Here is a 282-nt window from a genome sequence, read left to right on the forward strand (position 1 = left end):
GATGCGTTACGCCATTCCCGGTGCCGGTCATTTCGGCGTGATTGCCAACGAAAGCGTGCCGTTCTGCCGTACCTGCTCGCGTCTGCGCCTGTCGTCTACCGGCTGGTTGCACGGCTGCCTGTCGTCGAGCAACCGCCACTTCGTTGGCGACCTGCTGGACAAACCCCGTCACCAGGCCTTGCCGGCGCTGCAGCGCCTGCTGGTCAAGGCCCTCGGCGACAAGCAGGACCTGGCCTTCTCCGGCGGTGTCACCGTGATGAAGATCATCGGCGGCTGAGCTTC

1 pseudogene is annotated in these 282 nt (G+C 64.9%); it reads left to right on the top strand.

From position 1 onward, the window contains the following. Nucleotides 1–277: pseudogene (locus OSC30_RS16855) on the top strand (hypothetical protein); the annotation flags it as partial. Nucleotides 278–282: the final 5 nt, after the last annotated feature.

It is taken from the genome of Frateuria hangzhouensis (genome assembly GCF_026410505.1).
Classification (GTDB): Bacteria; Pseudomonadota; Gammaproteobacteria; order Xanthomonadales; family Rhodanobacteraceae; genus Frateuria_A; species Frateuria_A hangzhouensis.